Below are 18561 nucleotides of genomic sequence, written 5' to 3' on the forward strand. Positions count from 1 at the left end.
GCTATTTTAAAAAATCATCGCTTATTCGCTCGGAGCTGAACGCTTCTTTCACAGCCTCTTGCTAAACGGTGTTCAAAGAGCTGACCTTCGGCGATAAGTCAAAAAATCTCAAAACATGGGAAGCTGTTTCGAGATTTCCATCCTTAACGCTCAGGTCAAAACACTCTTTTCACGACCTCTTGTTCACGGTGAGAAAAAAGTAGCATCTTCGGAAAATTTGCCGAAATTTACCAAGAATTTGAGAATCACCAAGTAGGTAACAATCAACATCAAAAACTAGTTTTTGTGTTTCTTGTCAATTTTCGGAAATTCCTTCTTATTTCTTGATGCTGAACACTTTTGTCTCAACCTCTTTCAACTTTTCACTGTTCTTAAGCCAACTTATTCGTTCACTATTAAATTTAGAGCTGTCATTTTATCAAGTTCTCTGCTTATTCAAAAAAAGAATTTTACAAAATATTCGTTGTGAATATTTGTAAAATCCATATTTTGGACTAAAGTTAAATTTTATTCCAGGCTTTTTTCTTGTCATTTATTTTAATTATTTTTTACTTCTTCTGCTTTCTTTAAAATCGCATGTGTCAATGTTTCAGAAAAATTGATCTTCAATTCTTTGCCTAATTTATCTGCCCACTTAGGAATAGACACATTTTTACGTTCTCTCTTTTCCATGTCCAGATACTCTTTTATATTAACTGAAACAAGCGTGACAAATGAATCCTCTTTATTGTATGTATTCGTCTGCTCAAAAGGGAAATAGTTTTCTACATTAATATTGTTTACACTTGAGCTAGACGGCAATTTATTTTCTTCCTCAATATAATAAGACAATTGTAGCCCAAGATAGTCACTAGCCATCTGCATACCGTCGTTTATATCATTTGCTTGTGTTCCGTTTCCATCAATATCAGGAAAATGTATAAAATAGTATGGTTCTTTATCATCGGTCATTAAATAAAAAACAGCTGGATACGTTAATACCATCAATATGTACCTCTTTCGATTATTTATTTTTAGGTCATTGGTATGAAACTGTATCTTTCTACCAATAACAATTATACTCTCTATAGCTATTTACTTCTCTATAAAATACAAATAAAGTACCTAAAAAACTAAAGAGGCTCTGGTTCATTAGACAAAAAAAACGTAACAAGTAGTAAAGTACTACCTATCACGCTTTTAAGATTCGTTTTAATCAGACACATGGCGGATCCTGCTTAGTGCTGCTTCCTTCCAGATCTGACACGCTTCACAAGCCCGCCATTGTCCTAGCCTTTCGGCAAATAATAGTATACCTGATTTTTTTTTATTTGGCTAGCCTTTTTTTAATTTCTTTTTTCTTAAGCGCAACTCTCTAAAAAAATCCGTTAAAAGTTGGCCACATTCCGTTTCCAAAACGCCTCCTACTACATGGGCTTGGTGGTTAAAGCGTTCATCTGTCAACAAATTCATTAATGTTCCCGCTGTTCCGCCCTTTGGATCATACGCACCGAAGTATACTTCTTTGACTCGAGATAAAATCATCGCACCGCTACACATAGGACAAGGCTCGAGCGTCACATATAATTGGGCTTCTTCTAAACGCCAACTTCCAACATTTTGACAAGCTTCACGGATCGCAATCATTTCCGCATGCGTGGTTGCGTCTTGCGTGGTTTCTCTTAAATTGTAGCCTCTTCCAATGATTTCATCATTTAAAACAACAATCGCTCCAATTGGTACTTCCGCTAATTGTTGGGCTTTCTGAGCTTCTTCAATGGCTAACCGCATCCATTTTTCATGTTTTTCATTATCGATTTCCTTCATTTCCAATCGATCCCCTACTTTTCATTTTCTTGCTTAACTTTAGCATAAGACAAAAAGGTTGTAACTAGCTTTTTGTCTTATGGTAAAATAAAACATGAGGTGACTTTGATGGACTTGACAAAACTGATAACACTTTATCCTAATGCACAGAAAAAAAATTCCCCTGCTTCCGATAAAGGAATTCTCTCTTTAGCAATTGATGATTATTTTTTATGGATCGATCAATCGACGATTTCGACACAAGAAACAAATATTTTGAAAGCGTTATTCCCTGTAGCTACTGTCGAAGATAATCATCCATGGTATCATTATTTATTTGAAAATAAACCGCTAGTAGCAGAAGAAAGCTTTCGCATGATTCAATTTCACATTGATCCAAGAGGAGAATTTCTTAAGCGCCAATGGCAAGAAACAATCGGTGAAATGTTTTTCCACTTAGAAGATTTTTTCTTTTATACAGAAACCGATGCTGTACTGATTGAAAAAAAATGTCCTAGTTATCTAGAAATTTCTGAGCTAAGAGGTATTTTTCTTTCATTAGATGCAGACTTTGAAATTACTACCCAAGTATTTATTGGCTCATTTCATTTGCCTTCTCCCAATTTTTCAGAACTGTTTTTTGAAGAGCGGAAAATATTTTTTGAAGAAAAAAAGCACTTTGCTTTACATGGTGGCGCAATCTCATTATCGGAGGTGGCTTTACATCATTATACAAAAGGAACAATGAACAACAATCAGTTAATTGCAAGTTATCAGGAGATGGTCAAACGGACAGAAATGGAAGAGATCATTTCAGTGTTATGGAAAAATTTAGGTAATATTAGTTCGACAGCTAAATCACTCTTTCTTCATCGAAATACATTGAAATACAAAATCGAAAAATTCCAAGAACAAACTGGGTTCAACTTAAAAGAAGCAAATGATTTACTGTTTTGTCATTTGCTCTTACTGCAAGAACAAACACATTGAACACAAAAAGCGAAAGTATTCGTTCATGAGACAAACCAATAATGTTTGTCCCATTTTCTAATACTTTCGCTCTTTTTGTACTTTTAACTTTACTTTTTTTGTTGCATCACATGATTTTATCAACGTAATGGAGTAAACGGTCTTTCACATCTTCCGTTGATCCTTTTAGAGAATCCCCATAGACAGAAATTTTCTTTTTGCCTGACTTGATCTTCGCTAGGATTCCCATCAAAGAATCTAAATCACTATCCGATAAATGTTCAACGATATCTAGTAGTTTTTCGTTTCCATCAAATGTCTCATTAACGAACTTTTTTACTTTTGCCCGGTTCGTCAAATGATGGATTTTTTCAATGACTTTTCCCGAAACAACTACTGCTGTCGCTACGCTTGCTGCTGCTGCGACACCTAATCCAATTGTTACTTTTGTTGATGTTTTCATCATTATCAGCTCCTTTTATCTATATTAATCATAGCATAGATAAAAAGATAAACGAACTATTTACCCTTTTTCACTTTCAAAATCGCCGAAAAATAAAACGCTACCACCAATTTTTCTGATCATCTATATGAAAGGACGCTTCAGCATCGTTTCATCCATTTACTTAGGGGAATATTCAATATTTGTTAATACTTCAGGCAAGTTCTCTTCCAACTCAGCCAATTTATTCCAAATCAATGTCATTGTTTCAAAAAATTCATGAGAAGATCGATCTGAGTTCAAACTGCCTAATGCATTGAGCCAAAGTAATTCTAATAAGTAAGGCTCTTTGATCCCAGTATGTTCTTTAACATATTCTGAAAACGCACGTTTAAATAAGGAAGCCATATCTAACTCAGACTTAATCACTACTCCACGAATGCTTTCATGGATTGAAAAGAACTCTTTTAGGAGATGGACGATACTGAAGAAATCATCAATGACATATTCTGATAAATAGCGATCAAAACAGATCGTTATTTCTTCAAGTATTTTTTCTTTTAATATACGTATTGATTTAAAGTGGGCATAAATCGGATAAGTGGAACAGCCACAAAAAGAAGCTAAACTCCTAGCTGTTATCTTTGATAAGCCATTTTCTTCAGCATATACCATACTTTTAAAGAGTAAATACTCTTTGCTAAAATTTGTTACTCTACTCATACAATTCTTCCTTTCTCACTTTTGATCATTTTCTTTTAAAAAGACATTATTTTTAGTCATCTCTAAATTAAAGACATTATTATTTAGAGGACAGTACTAATCCCCCATTAAAAATAACAACATAACATCAAAAAAATATATTTAGGTACAATTTCAACAAGAAGCTTATTTTATTAATAACTTTCTTCAATACTCAAAACCCAACATAACAAAATCAGCTAAACAACAATGTTTTTGTTATATAAATTGATTATTTAATCTGTTATAACTTGACAAAATGAGCGAAAAAAACAACAATAGAATAAACGATTGTTATATACCATTTAAATAACAACAAGCACATACAACAACTACTACTATGTGAGAATAACATACATTAAAAACTCTTTCCACTCACAGTTTATGTCCTCCCATGGACAAAAAATAAAAGGAAAAGGAGCAACTTATGTTAACGGACGCAAAAAAGAAAGAATTGTTAGTATTCTATACCATTGTTCAAACCAATAAATGTTCCTTACGTGAATTATCTCAGGTTCTATCAATCCCTAAGAGAACGATCAAAGAAATCATCCGCAAATTAAACGGGACTATTTTTCAACAACTAAGTATCCCTAGATTCATTTACTCAACTGCCAAAGGCGAATTGAAATTAGATTCACAACATAAAGATGAAAAAATGGCGATCTTTCATTATATAAAATTGTTTTTCCTACGCGAATCAAATCGGTTTAATTTTTTATTGTTACTTTTTGATTCGCCACACAGTCGTGTTTCAAAAAAAATATTATTGGAAAAGTTGTACATATCTCCTTCTTATTTAGAAAAACTAACTAATCAATTAAACAAATCACTTAAAAAGTTCCATCTGCAAATCATCTCTCGCCAAAATTGTTACATTTTGAAAGGCGATGAATTATCGATTAGAATTTATATGTATTTCTTTTTTTCTGATGCTTTTCAGGGGATTGATTGGCCTTTGACAAATATGAAACTTTCCCAAGTAAAGCATACTCATTTATCCAATGAGCTTTTGATGACCAAGAAAACATCAAAGATACAAGAAAAAGTTTACTTATTAGTGGCAATCTTTTTAATGCGATCTGCTCATCATCAATTACCAGATGCTAGCCTCTTAGAAAGCTATGAAACAATGAAAATTTTAACTTCTACAAAAGATTTTAGCGGCGAATTGAAAAAACAATTGTCCCAATCCTTGCCTGAAAGTCTTGTCCAAAATGAAGTACTATACTTTAATTTTTTACTTTGCTATTTTTTTCCTAACCTCATTCCCGAACAACAAAAAACACTCTTTGGCTATGAGTTTTCTAAAAGTAATCATTCGCTTTGTCGACAAGTTTCTTTTCTGATCAAAAAAATAGCTGAGTCATTCCCTTCGATATCTGCTGGTGAAAAGAAATATTATTACCATTATTTGATTATGATGCTGACGACGTTTATTTTTTTATTCCAAGAAAAAATCGATTACTTCCATGCACTTTATTATCCTTCTGAAAATATGAAAATCGATGCCTCGGATCAACGATTAAAAAAAATACAAATGATCATCGCTGACACGTTTACTTCTCAACCAAGCCAAAATTTACTGCACGAACATCTTAGTCGCCTGATCTATACACTTTTAAAATCGGAAGAAAATAAAAAATTAGCGATACATCTACAGATAAGCAAGGTCTTTTCGGGAAACTACCACATCGAAAAATTATTAAAAAATATTTTTAATCATCAGTTTTTACAAATCACCGAAAACCCTGAAGAAGCTGATTTAATCGTCACTGATTGGTTCGATACCCAACAACAAACGGCAGATATCTTTTATCTTGACCCTGAACGTGAAGATGAACTTTGGCTCCATTTATTCCATCTGATACAAAGACTCCACCAAAAATAATCCTTTTGTTTCCTTAAGCTGGAAAATAGCTGAAACAAGCCAAAAAAGTATAGGACAACCTGTTGTCCTATACTTAACTATTATCTTGATAGATAAACCTATCTTATTCAACTCTTCACGTTTGAACCAGGTCAAAGCGGTTTAACGATAATTACTTACGATTTTTCATTGCTAGTAAGGACCTTAATAATGTCCCATGTACTAGTCTCTACGATTACCACCGAATAATAAGATCAAACGAAGCAATTGTAAGAAAGTGGCAAGTGCTGCAGCTACGTATGTCAATGCTGCGGCAAAGAGTACGTGTCTAGCCATTGGTACTTCTTCTGCTGTCAGAAGACCACCTTCGCTTAGAATTTGAATGGCTCGTCTGGATGCATTAAATTCGACTGGTAATGTAACTAGCTGAAACAAAAGCGCAAGTGAAAAAGCAAAAATACCGATGTTGATCAATGTATCATTCCAGCTCAGTAAAACACCAATCAAAATCAATGGAAATGAAATCATCGAACCAAAATTAGCCACTGGAACCAGTGCGGCACGAATCTTTAGTGGCGCATAACCAACAGCATCTTGTACCGCATGCCCACATTCATGAGCAGCAACACCAATTGCAGCTACCGAAGTAGACTGTGCCGTTGCTTGTGATAAGCTCAACATTTTATTTCCTGAATTATAATTATCGGTCAAATCTCCTGCAATTTGTTGGACACCGACATCATTAATTTGTTGACTTTGTAAAATGTATTGCGCTGCTTGAGTACCCGTCACGTTATTCTTACTTCTGATTTTGTCATATTTACGAAAAGTACTGTTCACATAAGCTGAGGCAATACCGGAAATAACTAATCCGATGATCACTAACAAAAATGTAGGATCAAAAAAGCCATACATGCCATATCCATACATGATAAATCCACTCCTTTTTATTTTAACTTATTTTACCATGAGTGATCTAAAAAGAAGGTGAAAATACCTTGAGTGTATTAGAGTTTTTTAACAAATTCTGATTTTAATTTCATCGGTCCAAATCCATCGACTTTACAATCAATGTTATGGTCGCCTTCCACTAGACGAATATTTTTCACTTTTGTTCCTTGTTTGATGGCACCAGATGCACCTTTCACTTTTAAATCTTTGATCACTGTCACACTATCGCCTTCTGCCAAAGGATTACCATTAGCATCAAGAACGATCAAGCCATCTACTTGGTCCTGTTCTTCATTTGTCCATTCATTTGCACATTCAGGACAAATAAATAATCCTCGATCTTCGTAAGTGTATTCAGAGCCACATTGTGGGCAGTTTGGTAATGTCATCTTCTTTCTCCTTTAAAAATAGCGTTGAGCATTATTGTAACGGATAACGTGTCTTTTGAAAAGAGAGACTTGTGATTTTTAAAACAAAGTTTAGTAAAAATCATTTTTACAACGAACAACTCTCTCTTCTAAAATAGTTACTATCTTTGATACGCATGACAAATCTCTTTGATTTCGTCATAAATTTCTGCCACTTCCGCTAAATCTTTCGCACTTGCGCCACTTGCGAGCGGGTGGCCACCACCATGATGCTTTTTCGCTAATTCATTAATGATCGGGCCTTTCGAACGTAACCGTACACGGTAATATCCTTCAGGTTGTTGCACAAAGATTCCCCAAGCTAATACCTCATCAATGACACCAGGCAAGGAAACAACAGCTGCTGTTTCAGAATCATCAATTCCGTATTGCGAAAGGAGTTCTTGTGATAAAATCACTTTTCCTGCGCCATTTTCATCAACCTGGATATTTTGGTATAAATAACCTGAAAGTTTAGCAACTTTCATCGGCATTTGTTCAATTTCACGATTCAATGCACTGGCATCAAAAGGATAACGTCTTAAATCTGCTGCAATTTCCAACGTCCTGGCGGTTGTAGCTGGATATAGGAAGCGTCCTGTATCTCCTACAATCCCAGCATAAAGCAAACGCGCTGCACTGGTATTCAACGTTAACTCATTTGGAAACATGAGGGCAAACTCCGTAATCATCTCACTACAACTGCTGGCTTTCGTATCGACCCAGACCAGATCACCATACGGTTCATCATTTGGATGATGATCAATTTTTATTAATTTCTCACCTAACTTAAAACGATCATCACTGATTCTAGGTGCATTTGCTGTATCAGTGACGATGACCAAAGCTCCTTCATACACTTGATCATCAACTATTTGCATTTCTGCTAAAAAGCGCAAGCCCTCCACAGTTTCCCCGACTTGGTAAATTTCTTTTTGAGGAAACGTTGCTCTTAAAATCTCTGCTAAACCTACTTGAGAACCTAAAGCATCTGGGTCAGGACGTTGATGTCGATGGATGATGATTCGATCATATTTTTTTATTTCTGCTAAAATTTCAGATTGGACAGTCATTATTTCCCTGCTTTCTATGAACGTTCCATTACTTGGCAAACAACGATTGCCTTGGAAACGATCGTATTTTCGATATATACTTCAATGTCTAGTTTGGCTGATCTCCGACCAATTTCAAGCACTCTTGGACGAATATCCAATTCGCTTTCAAGTTGGATTAAACGTAGATAATGGAGACTCATCTGTTCGATCATGATATTTCTGCGTTGATTTAATACCATGGTTTTTTGTGCAACATCAGAAAGGATCTCACTTAATACACCAAATGAAATCGTACCGACCCCATTGACCATTTGAGGGGTAACCATAAATTTAAACTTTGGATTTGCCAAAAGATTCCCGTCTCGGTCTCGATCGATCGTTTGGATTCCTCCTGAGATTTGGTCAGAGATCGTATCTGCAATTTGCGGTTGTCGCTGAACTAACTGCATGGCTTTCATCACATCTTGCCGAGTAATCAGCCCTTCAAGTGTCAAATCATCCGAAACGACTGGCATGACTTCTAAACCATCCCAAATCATTTGATGGCTGACAGAAGCAACACTCATGGTTTTTTTCACACTGATCGGGTCTTTTGTCATGACCCGCTCAATTACTTGTGTATCTGCTTTACCAAGTACATCTTTAGCAGTAATAATTCCCATCAAGCGCATGTGACGGTTCACTACTGGAAATCGTGAATGGTGCGTTTCCTCTGATAGTTTTTGATAATCGGCGATCGTATCTGTTTGTAGCAGGTAGTGTGTCTTTTCTGCTGACATATAGATATCACTGACAAGCATAATGTCTTTTTTAATCAATTGATCACTCAAAGCACGGTTGATCATCGTTGCTACGGTAAAGGTATCATAAGTCGTACGAAGAATCGGCATCGCTAATTCATCTGCTAAGCGAGCAATCTCGGGGGTAGTGTCAAATCCACCAGTAATCAGCACGGCGGCTCCATCTTCTAAAGCTAATTTTTGAACTTCCGAGCGGTTACCGACGATCATCAATGATCCTGGTGTGATATAGCGTTCCATCGCATGTTTCGTCATCGCACCGATCACAAATTTATTCAATACTTTGTCTAATCCTGTTGCGCCTCCCAATACATCTCCTTCAATGATCCTGACGACTTCCCCAAACGTTAGTCGTTCAATATGTTTTTTCAATTTTCGCTCAATCCGGATTGTTCCGACACGTTGGATCGTTGAAACTAATCCGATATTTTCAGCATCCTTGATGGCACGATAGGCCGTTCCTTCACTTACGTTTAATTCTTTTGCTATGCTTCTGACTGAAATACGATTTCCAACCGGTAAGCTTTCGATATATTCTAAAATCAAGTCATGTTTCGTCGCCATATCTTTAACCTACACTTCTAGCGTTTCAGAAACGCTCATTATTTTTCCTTCGTTCCCTGCCAACTTCTCAATAAATAGTTGAGGATCTTGTTGGATAACAGGAAATGTATTGTAATGGATAGGAACGACTAGATTAGCGCCAATCCGTTTCGCTGCTCTCGCTGCATCTTCTGGTCCCATTGTAAAATTATCACCAATTGGTAAAAAGGCAACATCAATGGTAAATTGTTCGGCAAGTAAAGCCAAATCACTAAAATCAGCGGTATCTCCTGCGTGATAGATCGTTTTTCCTTCTGCTTGGATCACAATCCCACTAGGTTCGCCCATATAAAGCGGTGTGCCAGCTACCTCATAACTTGAGCTGTGTTGAGCAGGAACAAATTTTACGATCCCAAATGGAAATTCATATTTTCCACCAATATTCATCCCATGTCCTTTGGCACCTAACTGTTCCGCATAATTTGTAATCTCAACAATGCTGATAATCGTTGCATCATTTTGTTTAGCAATCGGCACCATGTCTCCTACATGATCGTTGTGCCCATGAGTAACTAAAACCCAGTCTACTTCTACCTTATCAGCTGTTAAATCTGTTAACGGATTACCTGTAATAAACGGGTCGATAATCAAGCGTTCACCATTTTTCATTTCGATCGACACACATGAATGTCCGTGATAAGTAATTTTCACTTTTCTCACTCCTTTTACTTTCTTTCATACATTAAATAAACCGATTTCATTTAGAGAATAATCCTAAATAATAGTACAGTACATACGTAATCATTGTAACAGATAATACAGTTTGTACCAAGTGGCAAATCAGCTCAAACCACTCTAAGTACGCTACTCCACTAACTCTGCATACGTAAAAGGAACTATTTTTTCGAAGTCTGTTCTAGCGATCTTAATGCTTCTGCCAATTTCGCCACTTGACATGACCAACATTTGCTTTTCTTTGAAAGATGCATCAACTAAAAAAAGATAATCTGGGTGTTTACGATAAATGCCGATCGGTGTATTTGCACCATGTGGATAACCAGTAGATGCCATCACAAAATCCATTCCGGGAAAACCGACTTTGTGATCACCAGAAATTTTCCTGGTTTTTTTGTAATCTAAATGTTCCGACAATGGAACAACAGCAATGATTACACCTGTTTTATCCCCTTTCAAAACTAATGTTTTACAAACACTGTTTTGATCAATCTGTTTTTGCTTGAGTATTTTTTGAAAATCATTCAATTCTGTCTGATTAAATGTCAGAGCTTCGTAAGAAATTCTTTCTTTTTCTAAATATTCTTCTACTTTTGTTTTCATCTACTATCTTCCTTCCATTTCCTTCTCTTTTATTTTACAAAAAAATAGAAAAAAAAGAACGAGCAAGAACTTTGGTTCAACTGATACAAAAAATGGTATGGAAAAGTCGCCTCTTTAAAAGATTACGACCTTTTCCACACCATTATTGTTTCAATTATTTTTTGCCTCTACGTTGTGTTGCTTCCATGATCACTGGTAAAATCACTGGACGACGTTTTGTTTGTTCAAATAGGTAGCGTCCTAATTGATCTCGAATGTCTTGTTTTAATTTACTCCACTCAAAGTCGTTACTTTCCAAGTGTTTTTCCACGATTTCTTCGATCATCGTCCCACTTTCTTTCATCAAATCACGACTAGCTTTGACATAAACGAAACCGCGAGATGTGATTTGTGGTTTTGAGACAATTTTCTTTTCACGGCGACTAATAGTAACTACAGCTACAAAAATACCATCTTCTGACAAGATTTTACGGTCACGTAACACAATATTACCAATATCACCAATTCCTAAACCATCGATCATCACATTTTCAGCACTGATCGTTCCAGCGACACTCATCCGTTTATTTTTATATTCCAACACATCACCACGTCCTGTGATGTAAATGTTTTTGTAAGGGATCCCGACGGCATGAGCTAAATCAGCATGAGCAGCTAATTCACGATATTCACCTTGAACAGGAATAAAATAAGTTGGTCTCATCAAATTAAGCATCAACTGAAGATCGTTAGGGTTCGCATGTCCAGACACTCGCATGTTCTCAGAGATCAATTTGACCGTACCACCTGCACGATAAATGATATCTTCTGTTTTAGCTACCATCGTTTCCATCGCAATACTTGGAGTAGTTGTGATATAGACTAAGTCGCCTTCTTCGATTTTGATATTACGGTGGGTTTTATTGGCCATTTTTTGCAATGACTTAATTGGTTCACCCATCCGTCCAGTTTCTAAAATGATGATTTCTTCTGGTTTGTATTTCTTCATGTCCTTCAAGGTCACAAGCAAATCTTCACTCGGAAGTTGTAGTTTTTCCAGACGCATTGCTGTTCGGATAATCCGTTCAAAATCTTGCCCTGTCAATACTACTTTTCTTTGTGCCTTTTCGGCTGCATCCAAGACTTGTTGAACCCGCTGTAGATTACTTGCCACACAAGCAACGATGATTCTACCTTCCCAATACTTGATCGTATCGAAGACTTCATCCGCAATCTGTAGCTCTGATGCTACAGGAACTGAGTTTTCAGCGTTCGCTGATTCACTAAGTAATGCCAATACGCCTTCTTTACCGATTTCTGCCAAACGAGCATAATCAGTTTGATACATTGGAATAGCTGTCTGATCGAATTTAAAATCGCCTGTGTAAACGATACTGCCCTCTTTGGTTTTCAAGTTGATCCCGACTGAGTCTGGAATCGTGTGGGTGGTTCGGAAAAAGCTGACGATCGTCTCGCCAAAATCAATCTCCGTGTGTTCATCGACTACATGGAAATCTTTGAAACCTTTTGCTGCATCATTTCGTCCCACACTCAATTTAGCAAGCTCGATCGTTAACTCGGTTCCAAATACTGGTACAGAGAGCTTAGAAAGTAAATAAGGTAACGCTCCGATCGCATCTGCATGTCCATGTGTCAAAAAGACTCCCGCTACCCGATCAATGTTTTCTTCCAGATACGTAAAGTCAGGAATGACTACATCAATACCTAACAATTCGTTTTCAGGATATTTTAAACCACAGTCTAAAACAAAAATATCTTCTCCCACTTCAGCGATGTACATATTTTTTCCATTTTCACGTACGCCGCCTAAAGGGATAATTTTAATGGTACTCACAAATTTCACCTCTTCTTATGATGCCCAAGTTTAAAGACATCGATTCTCTTCTTTAACTAAATAGATGATTCATCTCAATGAGCAACTCACAAAATTTTAGCTGACTTCTTCTATTGCTTAGCAAGAAAAAGCAGCTGATTGACAGTCCTCTTGTTTATCTTCTGCCATTTTTGAATAAGTTTCATTAAAGCGATGAATCGATTATTTTTAACACAAAAGTCGAAAGCAATGGATTCGACTACTCCCCATCATTATACAACAAATTAGATAAATCGCTAGCATCTGCTATTCTCAAGAAAAAAAGCCTGGTTTTATAAAGCACAACCAATCTTGCCTCAAGTCGTTGATTAAAACAGTCTCAATTTAACAAACTGTCTACTTTTATCCGTTCTTCTGTTACAAACATACTCCGTCTATTTTACCATATTTTTAGGAATAACTATAGTAGGATTTTCGATCTCAATAAAAGCTTTCTTACTATAAATCACTTCAAAGCTCTATTAAGTTCATTGACTTATAATTATACTTATCATAATTCGAGAGAGTACATCGATAGATTTGCTGGAACGCATACTAAAAAAAGACGGTAGAATTGGTATCGTGGCGCACCTCAAAAGTTCGTTTACTAACTATAAGAGGTGCAAAACACAATAAACCAAATCTATCGTCTTTTACAATCAATCTTCCTTAAGAACTAGCTTTGGACAAAACCAGAGGATCATTCTCAAAGTTTTAACCAAACTTCTCTTTTGGAGAAACTATTTTTTATCATCTTTTTTGGAGAATTTTTCTTTGACATCTTCAAAGCCTTCTTTGATATCATCGCCTAAATTACGAGCTTTTTCTTTGATATCAGCACCAAGTGATTGTGCTTTTCCTTCAGCTTCTTTGCTTTTATCATCTGTTGCTTTACCGTAAGCTTCTTTTCCTTTACCAACTACTTTGTCTTTTGCATCTTCAGAACGTCCTTTTAAATCTGCCATCTTAATTCCTCCCTTAAATTTCTCATTTCTAACTATCTAACTATTATCAGGGTATCATCAACTTGAAAAACAGACAAACAGTATGCTCTTAGATCGTTTTTTCAAAGGTTCCCCACACTTTAACTTCTTTGTTTTCAACCATTACTTGTCCTTTGGCGATCACTGTTTCGATGGCTAAGGTTTCTTTGTCAAGTATACATAGATCAGCATCGTTCCCTACTTTGATTGTTCCTTTTCGCTCCAGCTTTAACACACGAGCGGGATTGACTGTGATTGCTCGCAAGGCTACTTCAAGTGGAATCTCTTCTTTTTCTACCGCTTCTTTGATACCTACCAGTAGTGATTTTGCGCTTCCGACACCCATACCAAGAAAGTGATTTTTTTCATCAAAGTAAGGTAAACTTCCTTGTCCATCAGATGACATTGTAAAATGATCAAGGGAAACGCCAGCTTCGATCAACTGTTTTAAAGCTTTACTAAAGCGGACTTCCCCATCTGTTCGTTCCCAAAAATCAGGATCTTCGCTCGCTGTGAAGTCAATTGTCCCACCTTTTTTCGCAAACTCGATACAAGCTGTTAAAAGTTCTGGCGTGCGGTTAGCATGGGTAGGTAAAAATTGCGTAATCGGAATCTCGGTTTCCTCAACTACCCTTGTTAATAACTCTAGTTTACGTTTTCCTCCACCTAAATGGACATTGACGATACCAGCTTTACCAGACAACATACCTCCTACTCGGGCATCAGCAGTTGCTCGAGAAAATTCTTCAAATGTAGGCTGAGATGATCGATGGTCAGAAACAGCAATTTCGCCAATTCCGATGATTTTATCAATTGTCAAAAAATCTTTGATGATTGAATCCGTAACGGTTTTGATTGGTAATCGATAAGAACCTTCATAGACGTAAGTTGAGATCCCTTCTGCTTCTAAGCCTTTTGCCTTACTGATAAGTGCAGTCATGTCACGACCTTCACCATCTGTTCCCAAACACCCAACAACTGTTGTTACACCCGCTGTCGTCAATTGACTTAAAGTTACTTCTGGCGTACGATTTTGAAAACCGCCCTCTCCACCTCCACCTAAAAGGTGAAAATGGCAATCAATAAAGCCCGGTGTCAACACTTTCCCACTACCGGAAATTTCTTCCACTTCTAACTCAGCATAGCCACCGCTCAACGCTTCTTCAAGCGCAATAATTTTATCCCCGGCAATCAATACATCCATGACCCCTAAATAATCTGGTGCATAAACCTCAATTTGACGAATGATTTTCATTTGACTTCATCCTTTCTCATACCGATATTTTGGTTTTCTTTGTTTCAAAAGTAACTATTTTTATTATAAAAAAGCCGAAGAATAATGAAAATAAGACAAACTATTTTCAGTCTCTTCGGCTTGCTTTCTATAAGTCAACTTTTTGGCTAGTAAGTTTGAAAAAGCATCGAGTTCCTCTGTCATCAGAAAAAACACGATTCGTGTATTCTTCACTAGCCTTAACTTTATTGCTTCGCTATTGTAAGCCGATTGCTATCGCAATCATGATAAAGATAGTACCTAGGACAAAAAAGAATCCTTGCATTTTGATTTGGAATCTTGCCCATTTTGCCCACTCGATACGTGCAACACCTAAGACACCAATCAAACTAGCTGATACAGGGGTAAAGGCATCCATAAATCCAGCGCCTAATTGATAAGCTAATACAGCTACTTGACGAGAGACCCCTACTAAGTCAGCAAGTGGTGCCATGATTGGCATCGTTAACGCCGCTTGACCAGAATTGGATGTCACGACTAAATTAAACAGGCTTTGGAAAATATACATTGCCCACGCTCCGATAGCCGCTGGTACTCCTGCTAAAGCTGTACCGATACCATGTAGAATGGTGTTTAAAGCAGAAGGAACAGAAGCATCTGAGCCACCTAATACTAATAAGATCCCTTTTGCCATCCCTACAACGATTGCTGTTCCAGCTAGATCAGCAGCACCCGATTGGAAAGAAGAGGCAATATCATTGATCCGCATGCCATCCAATTTGAAGATTACTGCAATGATCCCTGCGACTAATCCCATAACAAAAAATTGTGAAGCAATTTCTGGGATATAATACCCTTCTTGCGTAACACCCCAAACGATCCAAACCAATACGATGAGCATTTCAAGTAAAATCAATTTGTGTCCCAACATAAACGCTTTTTTCTCGTCGGTTGTTTTTTTCAAATGACTTCTGAAATAATCATCTGATTTATACGTCAATGAGCTTTCAGGGTTTTTACGGATTTTCTCCCCATAAATCATCAAATAGCCAGCAGATAACGCTGTGATAACGACCCACATGATCAATCGGAACGTCGCACCCGATAACACTGGAATGCCAGCGATCCCTTGAGCAACTGCTACACTAAACGGACTCATCCAGGAAGTCGCATTTCCGACTTGAGAGGCGACATACGTGACTGTTACTGCAACGATCGAGTCATAACCAAGAGCTATCACAAATGGGACCATCACCATAGAAAAAGGAATGACTTCCTCTGCCATGCCGAATGTCGCGCCACCGAATGAAAAAGCAAAAAATAATAGCGGTAAGGCTAAACGCTCCAGTCCCCTTGTCTTACTGATGAAAGCATAGATCCCTGCATCAATTGCCCCGGTGCGCATGATAATTCCAAAAGCACCACCAACAACTAAAATAAGCGCAGCGATTCCGACAGCCGATCCATACTTGTCTCCTGAAACTAACCCTTCAAAGACAAAATTCAAAAATCCGAAACCACCAAAATCATCGGTCCCCCATACTCGAGCCGTTTTATGGAGTTTTTTTGAAGTATCATAAATGCGTTCGCCAAATTGGTCATAAAGTACATCATCTGTTAAAGAGATTTCATCTAACTTTTCTTGCGTTAATTTCTTTTCACCTTCAGAAATCACTTCTTCTAACCCTTTTTCAGGGACTTTTAATTTCTCTCTTTCCGTCGGATCATTTTGTAACTTCTCTAATTGATCAAATACATAGGAGCGATCCAAGGCATAAGCATAACGAAATGAATCTTGGCGTAATACAGTTCGCGTACTTGTTTCTCCATTTGCATCTTGGTATTCGATATCTTGTGTACTAAATTTTCCTGCTGGTACAATAAATGTCAGCAACCAAGCAAGGATGACCACTCCAAAAATGATGACATAAGTATGGGGTGTCGTCATTTTTGTGAGATCCCGTTTGGATTTCCCCGAAGACACTTGCTTCTTCACTATGAAGTCTTCCTTTCTATCTTTAAATTTTTATGAATAAAACAATCAATATCAGATTAGATTATACAGCAAAAAAACGCTAAACACATTAATTATCTATTAAAGCAATCTTTTTTATTTTTGTTAAAAGCAACCAAAAAAAGTTAAATAATTCTCTTGTATTTTGTGATGCAAGGATATAATCAATTAGTTTCATATGATATCTTGGTTGCGTCAAGAATTATGTGTAAATGGAAAAGCCCATTCTGTTGATTAAGTTAAAACATTGATTCTAATGTATCATGTATTTCTTTAAAACCTTTATGAACTCGGCATAGAAACTTTTGATTATAGTTGTTGAATTGAGATACTAGAAATCTCTCCAGAGATTCTTCATTAGGAAATTGCTCTTTTCTTTTGGTATATTTCTTTAATTGTTTGTTAAAACCTTCAATCAAATTAGTTGAATAAATAGTTCTTCTGATTGACGGAGGGAAATTATAAAAGGTTAATATAGCAGGATTCATGAGCAATTTAACCACTCGTGGATACTGCTTTTTCCATTTATCTATCATAAACCTTATTTGATTATTTGCTTCTTCTTTTGAACTTGCTTGATAAACTAATTTGAAATCGCTACAGATTTCTTGTCGATCACTAACACGAACCTTATGAGCGATATTTCTAGATATATGGACACAACATTGTTGAAATTGAGCATTTGGATAAACACTATGAATACTATCGTTAATGCCACTTAAACCATCAGTTACGACTAATAAAACCTCTTTTAAACCACGGTCTTTTAGGTCTTGAAGAATCTCTTTCCAAACATAAGCAGATTCAGTTGGAGCAAGACTAAACCCAAGAACCTCTTTGGTTCCATCTAATCGAATGCCAATTACAATATAAACTGCTTCTTTTGAAACAGTTTGTCTTTTTAAAGGAATATAAGTAGCATCCATGAAAATAGCGACATACTTATCATTTAGAGTTCTAACTTTAAATGCATTTACTTCTTCAGTCAGCACTTTAGTCATGTTGGACATGGTTTGGGGCGTGTAGTGATGCCCATACATTTTCTCAATCAAGTCTGCGATTTCCCACATGGTAATACCTTTTCGGAAGAGGTGAATGACGGTCTCCTCTAAGGTATCATTCGTCCGTCTATAAGCAGGAACAGTCTGTTGCTTGAACTCGCCGTTGCGGTCGCGCGGAATCTGGAGATGAAGTTCCCCGTACTCGGTCTTGACCGTACGGTCATAGGAGCCGTTACGAGAATTACCCGTGTTAAAACCAATGCGATCGTACTTTTCGTAATCGAGGAAAGCCGTTAACTCCGTTTTGAGAAGCGTATTGACAGCTTTTTCCAAATGGACACGGAATAATTCATTCAAATCGCCTTTGTTCGCTAGAGTCTTTAGAATTTCTGTAGTAAAATCGTTCATATGGAAGTCCTCTTTTCTGTGAATGTGTTGTGGTAACTCTATTCTACAGAAGGGACTTCCTTTTTTCTATTTACACAAAATATTTTACACTCTCGATATCTTTACTTGTTTTATTATTTATGAAGAAAAACCAATTATATTTTATCATTTTTAAAATATGTATATTTT

17 protein-coding genes and 1 other RNA gene are annotated in these 18561 nt (G+C 36.7%); 2 read left to right on the forward strand and 16 right to left on the reverse strand.

Going from position 1 to position 18561, the window contains the following annotated elements; all coding sequences use genetic code 11:
• Positions 1-537 precede the first annotated feature (537 nt).
• From IGL30_RS10050 to tadA, 3 genes are all read right to left on the reverse strand, one after another.
• Positions 538-984, reverse strand: coding sequence for a type II toxin-antitoxin system HicB family antitoxin (locus tag IGL30_RS10050; protein WP_010720730.1), 447 nt, complete (start codon positions 982-984; stop codon positions 538-540).
• Between the two features lie 205 nt (positions 985-1189).
• An RNA gene (ffs, locus tag IGL30_RS10055) (signal recognition particle sRNA small type) lies at positions 1190-1274 on the reverse strand.
• A gap of 40 nt (positions 1275-1314) precedes the next feature.
• Positions 1315-1806, reverse strand: a complete 492-nt coding sequence (tadA, locus tag IGL30_RS10060; protein WP_010720731.1) for a tRNA adenosine(34) deaminase TadA — start codon at positions 1804-1806, stop codon at positions 1315-1317.
• Positions 1807-1914: 108 nt separating this feature from the next.
• On the opposite strand from tadA, the gene IGL30_RS10065 reads away from it, so the two are divergent.
• On the forward strand, positions 1915-2775 hold the full coding sequence (locus tag IGL30_RS10065) for a helix-turn-helix domain-containing protein (protein ID WP_010720732.1): 861 nt from the start codon (positions 1915-1917) through the stop codon (positions 2773-2775).
• Positions 2776-2881: 106 nt separating this feature from the next.
• On the opposite strand, the gene IGL30_RS10070 is transcribed toward IGL30_RS10065, so the two are convergent.
• Both IGL30_RS10070 and IGL30_RS10075 read right to left on the reverse strand, forming a co-directional pair.
• On the reverse strand, positions 2882-3217 hold the full coding sequence (locus IGL30_RS10070) for a hypothetical protein (RefSeq protein WP_010737193.1): 336 nt from the start codon (positions 3215-3217) through the stop codon (positions 2882-2884).
• 159 nt (positions 3218-3376) lie between these two features.
• The gene (locus tag IGL30_RS10075; RefSeq protein WP_010720734.1) at positions 3377-3919 is read right to left on the reverse strand and encodes a hypothetical protein; all 543 of its coding nucleotides are present in this window, start codon (positions 3917-3919) and stop codon (positions 3377-3379) included.
• Between the two features lie 445 nt (positions 3920-4364).
• Between IGL30_RS10075 and IGL30_RS10080 the strand changes: the two genes are divergently transcribed.
• The gene (locus IGL30_RS10080) at positions 4365-5828 is read left to right on the forward strand and encodes a helix-turn-helix domain-containing protein (RefSeq protein WP_010737192.1); all 1464 of its coding nucleotides are present in this window, start codon (positions 4365-4367) and stop codon (positions 5826-5828) included.
• Positions 5829-6029: 201 nt separating this feature from the next.
• Here the strand turns inward: IGL30_RS10080 and IGL30_RS10085 are convergent, their stop codons facing one another.
• The 11 genes from IGL30_RS10085 to IGL30_RS10135 all read right to left on the reverse strand — a co-directional run bounded on the left by IGL30_RS10085 (position 6030) and on the right by IGL30_RS10135 (position 18393).
• Positions 6030-6737, reverse strand: coding sequence for a zinc metallopeptidase (locus IGL30_RS10085; RefSeq protein WP_010720736.1), 708 nt, complete (start codon positions 6735-6737; stop codon positions 6030-6032).
• Between the two features lie 77 nt (positions 6738-6814).
• On the reverse strand, positions 6815-7147 hold the full coding sequence (locus IGL30_RS10090; protein ID WP_010720737.1) for a zinc ribbon domain-containing protein YjdM: 333 nt from the start codon (positions 7145-7147) through the stop codon (positions 6815-6817).
• Positions 7148-7287: 140 nt separating this feature from the next.
• On the reverse strand, positions 7288-8238 hold the full coding sequence (locus tag IGL30_RS10095) for a DHH family phosphoesterase (protein WP_088745465.1): 951 nt from the start codon (positions 8236-8238) through the stop codon (positions 7288-7290).
• Positions 8239-8252: 14 nt separating this feature from the next.
• Positions 8253-9584, reverse strand: a complete 1332-nt coding sequence (locus tag IGL30_RS10100) for a DRTGG domain-containing protein (RefSeq protein WP_010737191.1) — start codon at positions 9582-9584, stop codon at positions 8253-8255.
• Between the two features lie 9 nt (positions 9585-9593).
• Positions 9594-10274 (reverse strand): metal-dependent hydrolase, encoded by a 681-nt coding sequence (locus IGL30_RS10105; protein WP_088745466.1) that lies wholly within the window; start codon positions 10272-10274, stop codon positions 9594-9596.
• 153 nt (positions 10275-10427) lie between these two features.
• A complete protein-coding gene (locus IGL30_RS10110; protein ID WP_010720741.1) occupies positions 10428-10901 on the reverse strand; it encodes a YbaK/EbsC family protein in 474 nt (157 codons plus the stop codon).
• A 154-nt stretch (positions 10902-11055) separates the two neighbouring features.
• Positions 11056-12735, reverse strand: coding sequence for a ribonuclease J (locus IGL30_RS10115; protein ID WP_010720742.1), 1680 nt, complete (start codon positions 12733-12735; stop codon positions 11056-11058).
• A 758-nt stretch (positions 12736-13493) separates the two neighbouring features.
• Positions 13494-13718 (reverse strand): CsbD family protein, encoded by a 225-nt coding sequence (locus tag IGL30_RS10120; protein WP_010720743.1) that lies wholly within the window; start codon positions 13716-13718, stop codon positions 13494-13496.
• Positions 13719-13806: 88 nt separating this feature from the next.
• A complete protein-coding gene (iadA, locus tag IGL30_RS10125; protein WP_088745467.1) occupies positions 13807-14991 on the reverse strand; it encodes a beta-aspartyl-peptidase in 1185 nt (394 codons plus the stop codon).
• Between the two features lie 235 nt (positions 14992-15226).
• Entirely contained in the window at positions 15227-16966 is a 1740-nt protein-coding gene (gene yfcC / locus IGL30_RS10130; RefSeq protein WP_010720745.1) for a putative basic amino acid antiporter YfcC, read from the reverse strand.
• A gap of 257 nt (positions 16967-17223) precedes the next feature.
• The gene (locus IGL30_RS10135) at positions 17224-18393 is read right to left on the reverse strand and encodes an IS256 family transposase (protein ID WP_430618221.1); all 1170 of its coding nucleotides are present in this window, start codon (positions 18391-18393) and stop codon (positions 17224-17226) included.
• Positions 18394-18561 lie beyond the last annotated feature (168 nt).

The organism is Enterococcus sp. DIV1089c, assembly GCF_050530965.1.
Lineage (GTDB): Bacteria > Bacillota > Bacilli > Lactobacillales > Enterococcaceae > Enterococcus_B > Enterococcus_B hirae.